Here is a 6,645-nt window from a genome sequence, read left to right on the forward strand (position 1 = left end):
GCGCTGGTGTCGGACGAACGCAACGTGCAGGAAATCGTCGGGCATACGGGTTTGGGTCAGCCCAACGTCTCGAACCATCTGCGCTGTCTGCTGGAATGCGGGCTGGTCAGTCGCCGCAGCAAAGGCCGCTTCGTTCGGTATCGTCTGGCGGACAGGCGGGTCGCCGATCTCATCCGTGATGCAGATCAGCTACTTGCCTCGACAGCCAACGGAGTTGATGCCTGCCAAAGCTATACGGACTAACCGGCGCGACCTGCTGCAATGTCCTATCGGTGCGCCAAACCTGAAGCAGCCATCTGCGCATCCGCAGCGAATGCACCCTTTGTCCGCATTGCTGCCAGTCGCCCCATTGATAGACTTACAGTTTAAAGACGCGCTGGACCTTCGCAGGATGCATGATGAAACGTCTTTTGGCGGGACTCGCGACAGCAGGCTTGGTTGGCTCCGGTGCATCTCCCGCCACCGAATTTACATGGCTGGAGACCTTATCTCTGGAAAGCCATCTTGGCGATAGGACGAACGCGACCATCCTGGCATCCGACTTTGTTTCACGAGCCTACAGCCTTTGCGCAGTAGGCTCGTACACTTCAGAATTGCCAGCAGGATATGAGACCGCACAGCGGCAGCTTGATGGTGCCGGACTTTTGCCTGTCGATGAAGGAAGCGGCCTCATCTTTTCCGTGGATGCAAACCAGCAGATCAAGGATGTTCTCACCCTGTCGGTTTGGCCCGATACGGTGATGTTGAAAGTGGGCGAACCTGTCTGCATCCCTGCGCCATCAGCGGAACTCGATCTCAGCCGCAGGGGCAGCTCAATCGTTCTGGAACTGCAAGAGAGCGGCTAGAAGATCTGGAAGCTCCGCAAAGAGGCAAACGCCAGCTCCACCCCCCGTTCAACCTCTGGCAGCTGAGCCGTCGATATTCGGTTTTATGCGGCGGAGATGGGGGAGGGTGGGGATCAGCCAGGGGTTGTGAAAACCATAGCAGGCCCCCGGACAGCTTTCGTCACTCTGCGAGGACGTTCTGGCTCTGGATCGAGCCGGACTTGTTTTCGGCGCGTCCACCCCCGGGACAGCGATGATCAGCGACCCGCCTGATTAGACTCAGCCCCACCACCTGCAAAATCAGGATAGCGCCGAGTAGCTCCATCGCCTCTTCGCTGCGGCCCGCCGTGCGGTTAGCCCAATCCGATATCTCGATGCCCAAGGGGGCCAGCTTGCGGCCCAGACCGTCTAACGTCTTGGCCATCCCATACAGCCCAAGCGTTGCCAGCAGCAGCCAGGCCGAGACATCGCCACCCCGCAGCGCGCGCAGCCAGTCGGGCAGGCTGCGACGCAGCAGACGCAGTCCAGCCCAGACAAGAAGGATCACAACCACGGCCCCAATGATCTTGTGCAGCAGCGGTGCATTGCCCGAATACAGGCGCAGCTGCAGGATACCGCTGTCGGTAAAGGCTTTGTCCCAGTCCAGTTCCCGCAGTCCCGCAGCCAAGACGAGCACCGCCAGATGCCAGCGCCCCAAGTCCCGGCGCCATAGGATATCGATGACCAGCGCTAGCGCGGACAGCAACAGAAACAGGACCGAGGTCTGCTCTATCGGACCAGACTCTGCAAAGATTTCCGTCACAGTGTCAGCAGTCACCATCCCGGTCATGAGCCATACCAAGGCGAGTGTGCAGGACAGCGCGAACAGGAGAACAGGATCCCGGCGTTGATCGATAATAGGATGGGGCATGATGCAAGTTTCGTAATGGTTTGATGACAGTCAGAACTGTTTGCTCAGGTGCCACGTGTCAACCTTTGCCCCTACGCGCTGACCTCGGATCTGTTTGAGCCTCCGTTAGCAGGACTGGCGAAGGGGAAGGCTGGCGGAAGGAAAGAATGGCAAGAAATGGAAGTGTAATTTTTTACACCTGCCACCGCCACGCCGCACCCCACATCCCGCCAGAAAACGCCCCAATCGCTCGATCCCCATGGTCTCGCTCATGGGGATTTTTCCGGCTCCGTTCTGTTTCAAAACCCCAACCGACATCGCCAGCCATGAGGCAGGGGAGGGTGGGGTTTTGGCCGTCCGCCAGGACGGCTCTGGCAAGAGGCGCAGCGCCCGCGCAGATCGCCGGCCCAACGGGTTGCAGGATCGGAGGGCTGGGAAGGTTCAGGAAGGGGCGCAGCGCCCGCCTGACGGACGTATTTGCGCAGCAAATACATAAGTGCGCCCTCCCTTGCATCGAGGGGGCCGCTGCGCCTATGCTGACGCATGGCGATTTACCACCTCAAGCATGCCAGCGTTGGCCGATCGACCCATGCCGCAGGGACGGCAGGGGCGCATGTGAGCTACATCACGCGCACAGGGGTCTGCCGCGAAGTGATCGGCTCCGACATGCCCGTTCCCGTCGCCGGTGAGCGCGGTGGCGAGGCGCGGGCATGGCTGGACCGGCAAGAGGAAGCGGATCGCAAGAACGCCCGCGTCATCGACAAGGTGACCATCGCCCTGCCCCGCGAACTGAACGCCGTGCAGCGGGTCGAGCTGGTCCGCGCCTTCGCTGCCGAAGTGACCCAAGGCCGGGTGGCGTGGCTGGCCGCTGTCCACGATCAGGGCAAGGATGCCGACAACCCCCACGCTCATGTCGTCCTACGCGACCGCGACCTGGAGACGGGCAAGATGGCCCTGCGCATGTCCCAGTCCGGATCGACCGAAATGCTGCGGGGGACGTGGGAGCGGGTGTGCAACGCCGCCCTGGAGCGCGCCGGGATGGACGAGCGGATTGATCGGCGCACCCTCGAAGCCCAGGGCATCGAACGGGTGCCGACAAAGCACATCGGTCCGCAGGCCCGTCAGATCGAGGCCAGAGAGCCGCAGGGTAGCTGGAAGATCGCGGCGCTGACCGAAGAACGCGCGGCGGCCCACGGGCGCTTGCGCCCTGTCGTTGAGCGGGCCGCAGGGTTTCTGGCGCGGGCCGGGACTCTGGCGAAGAACCTCTTTGGGCGAAACAGCGAGCGCAGCACGGACAGGCCGCAACCGGCTGGTGCCGTCGCGATCCCCCGTCAGAAGAACCTGGAACCGCAGGAAGCCGCAGATGGACGGACCCCAGAGGGTTTGAAGCAGATCAGGGCGCTGGCGGGCAGGACTCTCGACATGCTCGACGGCATCAACGCCCTGCCAGAGCGTCAGGACAGGCCGAAAGAACGGATGCGGGAGGCCGTAGAAGCCCCTGAGAGGCCCGTGGAGGCCCCAAGGGCCGTGGAAGCACTCTCAGGGGCCCGCGCGATCATAGAAGCCGCTCAGAGGGCCAGAGAGGCCGCTCAGAGGGAAAGGGATGCAAGGGAGGCGACCGCGGGGCCAGAAAGGCCGGCGCAGGATCCCTTCGCCAGGTACAGGGCGCAAAGCCGGGATGATTATCTGCTGACCAAAAGCGCCGAGGAATATCAGGAGGTGATCTACCTTCTGAAAACAAACACCACAGACGCGCAGTATGACCGGTTCCGGCGCGGCGATCTGAGCGCCATTGCCCACATCACCAGCGAACCCGTGTTCTCACGTCAGCTCTTAATGCTTGCCGAGCTGGACAACCGCAGCACCGGTTTCCGGATGGGGCACGATCTGGAACGCCTGATGTCGGACAACCGGGACTTTCTGGCAAAGACCTTCGAGACCGACCGCGACCGGGGCTACGAGCACGAGCGGTAGCCCCTTCCTGTTCTCAGCCCTGTTCTGAACCTCGCTGCCCGCAGCGCCGGAGGCGCATGGTCTGTGGGGGTCAGAACGTCTTCAAGCACGCCAAAATCATCCCTGAAACGGACTAAAAAAGGGGCGCAGCCCTTCTTGTTCTTCTTGTTCTATAGTTCAGGAGGCAAATGTTCTTTAAATTTCATGAGCTTAATGATTTATAAGTGAGGTTTGGGGCCGCATAAGTGAGGTTTGGGGCCGTATAAGTGAGGTTTGGGGCCGAAATCACAAGTTGACAGGTGAGATAAATAGAACTCTAAACTCACCTATGGGAAAGACAATCGAAGTGGCGGTAGATCGCGCCTACGACCAGACCAAAACAGTGCTCCCTGCCGAGGTGGCTCGGGGCACTTACATGCAGAACGTGCCGGGGTTGGCAGCGCTTAAGCTGATGCACCTGATGATAGGTACGGCAGGTGGACGCATGGCAGATGACGTCCGCCATGAGATTCGCCTTTCGGATATTCGCGCGATTAACGGCATGAAGCATCATGACCGCGCTAGCCTAACGCCGTTGTTTGCAGAGTTGGCAGCGGCGGTGCTGGTTTCGGACGACAAGCGATCGCAGGCTGTAACCATTGGAGGCTTGGTTGATGAAGCCCGGATTGATTATCGGAACGAGGTTAGTGGCGACTTGTTGGTCACGTGGACCTTCCGAAGCACCTTTCGGCGCATGGCGGCGGAATCCAACCACTGGGCCATTCTCGACCGTCAGACTGTATTTCATCTTTCCAGCAAATACGCGGTGATGCTGTTCCAGCATGTGGCTAGCCTTGCAAACTTAGACCATATCAACACCAAGACTTTTACTATCCCAGAATTACGTGCGTTGCTTGGAGTGGCAGAGGGCAAACTGGCTAGGTTTGCAGACCTTAATAAGTGGGCGCTCTCACCTGCCGTATCCGAGATCAATCACCTCTCCCGGCTGAACCTAATTGTAACGCCAAAGAAGGTTGGGCGTACGGTGGCTAACATCACCATCGCTTGGCAGGTGAAGGACGATCCAACCCCAGCAAAACGGGAATTGCAGGGCCATAGCGTGGGCCGGAAGACGCGGCGCGATGGTACGGTGGAATCCCCGGTACGGGCCTTTCCGGAAACAGGCAGCATTACCTACAGCCCGCACTGGATCGAGATCAAACGCGCGGCAGGCTGCAACAAAGACAACGGCCTTATTGCTGCCGATTTCCGCCGTTTTTGCGATGCCAAGGGAATCAGCCTCGATGCCCACAACATCGAGGAGCTGTTCAGCAGCTTCTGCGCCAAAGTGGGGCGCATTTGACGCGGCGCGGAACCCCTATGGCACTCTCTCTTTCACAGGCAGCAAAAGCCGCCGGAAAAAGCAAATCTACGATCAATAGAGCCATCAAGTCCGGCAAACTGAGCGCTACGCGCCATGATGATGGAAGCTACACTATTGACGCCTCCGAACTGTCTAGGGTGTTCCAGATTGGAACCCCTGGGGGTTCCGAATGGATCAGCGCGGCACCACCAACGGAACCGGCTGGAACCGCTGTTCTAGAGGCTGAGAATGCCGCATTGCGGGCGGCGCTCGACCGGGAGCGTGAAATCACGAACGATCTGATGGCAGACCGGAACGCATGGAAGCAGCAGGCCACGGCGCTTCTTGCGGCACCACCAAAGCGCCGGGGTTGGTGGCCGTGGTCGCGATCATAATCCCCTGCGAACGTCTGCTCGGAGCCCAGACTCACCGATGCTGCGGGGCGCGCGAATGTCGGCTTTCGTCCGGCGCGTCGCACCATGATGGAGTTAGTCAGCTTCCACCAAGTCACTCCGGGCATCGCGGATGATCATCCACGACGAATGCAGGAAAAGCCCCGCGATCGCGAACGCGACGATCAGGTCGGGCCATGCACTGCCAAGCCACGCGACCAGCCCGGCGGCGATGACCACGGCGAGGTTGCCGATGGCGTCGTTGCGAGAGAACAGCCAGACGGCTCGCATATTGGCATCACCCTTGCGGTGCTTTAGCAGCGGCAGCACCGCGAGGATGTTTACGATCAGCGCACCTACCGCGAAGGCTCCCATCAACCCGGCTTCTGGCGTGGTCTGGTTGAGGACACGCCAGAGCGTGCTGCCGACAACGCCAAGGCCCAGAAGGCCCAGAAACACGCCTTGGATCATCGCCGACCGCGCCCGCCATGTCAGGCTCCAGCCGATGGCGAGCAGGCCCAGAAACGTGATCGCACCATCGCCCAGAAAATCGAGCGCGTCTGCCTTCAGCGCCTGCGAACCGGACAGGAACCCGCCGAACATTTCGACCACGCCGTATCCGAGATTGAGCGCGACCACGATCCAGAGCGCGCGGCGATAGCTCGGGTCCTTGTAGGCCGGATCGGACGATGTATCGCCGTCCTCGATCTTCTCGAAACCGTAGCCGGTCGCGTCGAGCGCGGGCCGCACTTTCGGCAGATCGCCGTCCGCGATCCGCAATGTCATGATGTGGGTGGCGGCGGACACTTTCACGTCGCCTTCGGCCACGCCCGCAGACCGGGCCGCGCGCTCGATCTCGGCGGCATCTTTCGCGCAGTCCATGCCTTGCACCCGCATTCGGATCGGGGAGGAGGCTGTCGCCAACTTGCTGTTATCGGGCTGGCTCATGTGCGATCCTTTTTGTGGTGGCGGGCGAAAAGGTACGCTGCTAACGTATCAGTGGATAATGATATGACAGCGCAAAACATTCAAGACGATCTTTCGGCACCCGATACACTGGAACTGCGGGCAAAGCTCTTCCGGGGCCTAAGCGATCCCAGCCGTCTGACGATCCTCGATGCGCTGGTGTCGGACGAACGCAACGTGCAGGAAATCGTCGGGCATACGGGTTTGGGTCAGCCCAACGTCTCGAACCATCTGCGCTGTCTGCTGGAATGCGGGCTGGTCAGTCGCCGCAGCAAAGGC

Annotated in this window: 8 protein-coding genes; 6 read left to right on the top strand and 2 right to left on the bottom strand. The window is 60.5% G+C overall.

Annotation, left to right across the window (positions count from 1 at the left end; genetic code table 11):
- Together ACFQDM_RS12110 and ACFQDM_RS12115 are read left to right on the top strand one after the other, a co-directional pair.
- Nucleotides 1–243 (top strand): ArsR/SmtB family transcription factor (locus ACFQDM_RS12110; protein ID WP_377379402.1); only part of this gene is annotated, 243 nt, incomplete at its 5' end.
- Nucleotides 244–398: 155 nt separating this feature from the next.
- Nucleotides 399–845 carry a hypothetical protein gene (locus tag ACFQDM_RS12115; protein WP_377379404.1) on the top strand — a complete coding sequence of 149 codons (447 nt, stop codon included), beginning with the start codon at nt 399–401 and terminating at the stop codon, nt 843–845.
- A 160-nt stretch (nt 846–1,005) separates the two neighbouring features.
- Here ACFQDM_RS12115 and ACFQDM_RS12120 read toward each other — a convergent pair whose 3' ends face one another.
- Nucleotides 1,006–1,734: a hypothetical protein gene (locus tag ACFQDM_RS12120; RefSeq protein ID WP_377379406.1), complete on the bottom strand. Its 729-nt coding sequence runs from the start codon at nt 1,732–1,734 to the stop codon at nt 1,006–1,008.
- Between the two features lie 522 nt (nt 1,735–2,256).
- Between ACFQDM_RS12120 and ACFQDM_RS12125 the strand changes: the two genes are divergently transcribed.
- The 3 genes from ACFQDM_RS12125 to ACFQDM_RS12135 all read left to right on the top strand — a co-directional run bounded on the left by ACFQDM_RS12125 (nt 2,257) and on the right by ACFQDM_RS12135 (nt 5,403).
- Entirely contained in the window at nt 2,257–3,687 is a 1,431-nt protein-coding gene (locus tag ACFQDM_RS12125) for a MobA/MobL family protein (RefSeq protein ID WP_377379408.1), read from the top strand.
- Nucleotides 3,688–3,994: 307 nt separating this feature from the next.
- Entirely contained in the window at nt 3,995–5,008 is a 1,014-nt protein-coding gene (locus ACFQDM_RS12130; RefSeq protein WP_377379410.1) for a replication initiation protein, read from the top strand.
- 17 nt (nt 5,009–5,025) lie between these two features.
- Complete coding sequence (locus tag ACFQDM_RS12135; RefSeq protein WP_377379412.1) at nt 5,026–5,403, top strand: hypothetical protein; 378 nt, start codon at nt 5,026–5,028, stop codon at nt 5,401–5,403.
- A 93-nt stretch (nt 5,404–5,496) separates the two neighbouring features.
- On the opposite strand, the gene ACFQDM_RS12140 is transcribed toward ACFQDM_RS12135, so the two are convergent.
- Entirely contained in the window at nt 5,497–6,348 is an 852-nt protein-coding gene (locus ACFQDM_RS12140; protein WP_007803328.1) for a cation diffusion facilitator family transporter, read from the bottom strand.
- Nucleotides 6,349–6,411: 63 nt separating this feature from the next.
- Between ACFQDM_RS12140 and ACFQDM_RS12145 the strand changes: the two genes are divergently transcribed.
- Nucleotides 6,412–6,645 (top strand): ArsR/SmtB family transcription factor (locus tag ACFQDM_RS12145; RefSeq protein WP_377379415.1); only part of this gene is annotated, 234 nt, incomplete at its 3' end.

This window comes from Ponticaulis profundi (assembly GCF_042659465.1).
Lineage (GTDB): Bacteria > Pseudomonadota > Alphaproteobacteria > Caulobacterales > Hyphomonadaceae > Ponticaulis > Ponticaulis profundi.

Bases quoted from the DNA above. Each gene is read 5' to 3' on its own strand.
- ACFQDM_RS12130 (WP_377379410.1), top strand. From the start codon at position 3,995: ATGGGAAAGACAATCGAAGTGGCGGTAGATCGCGCCTACGACCAGACC.
- ACFQDM_RS12120 (WP_377379406.1), bottom strand. From the start codon at position 1,734: ATGCCCCATCCTATTATCGATCAACGCCGGGATCCTGTTCTCCTGTTC.
- ACFQDM_RS12115 (WP_377379404.1), top strand. From the start codon at position 399: ATGAAACGTCTTTTGGCGGGACTCGCGACAGCAGGCTTGGTTGGCTCC.
- ACFQDM_RS12135 (WP_377379412.1), top strand. From the start codon at position 5,026: ATGGCACTCTCTCTTTCACAGGCAGCAAAAGCCGCCGGAAAAAGCAAA.
- ACFQDM_RS12140 (WP_007803328.1), bottom strand. From the start codon at position 6,348: ATGAGCCAGCCCGATAACAGCAAGTTGGCGACAGCCTCCTCCCCGATC.
- ACFQDM_RS12125 (WP_377379408.1), top strand. From the start codon at position 2,257: ATGGCGATTTACCACCTCAAGCATGCCAGCGTTGGCCGATCGACCCAT.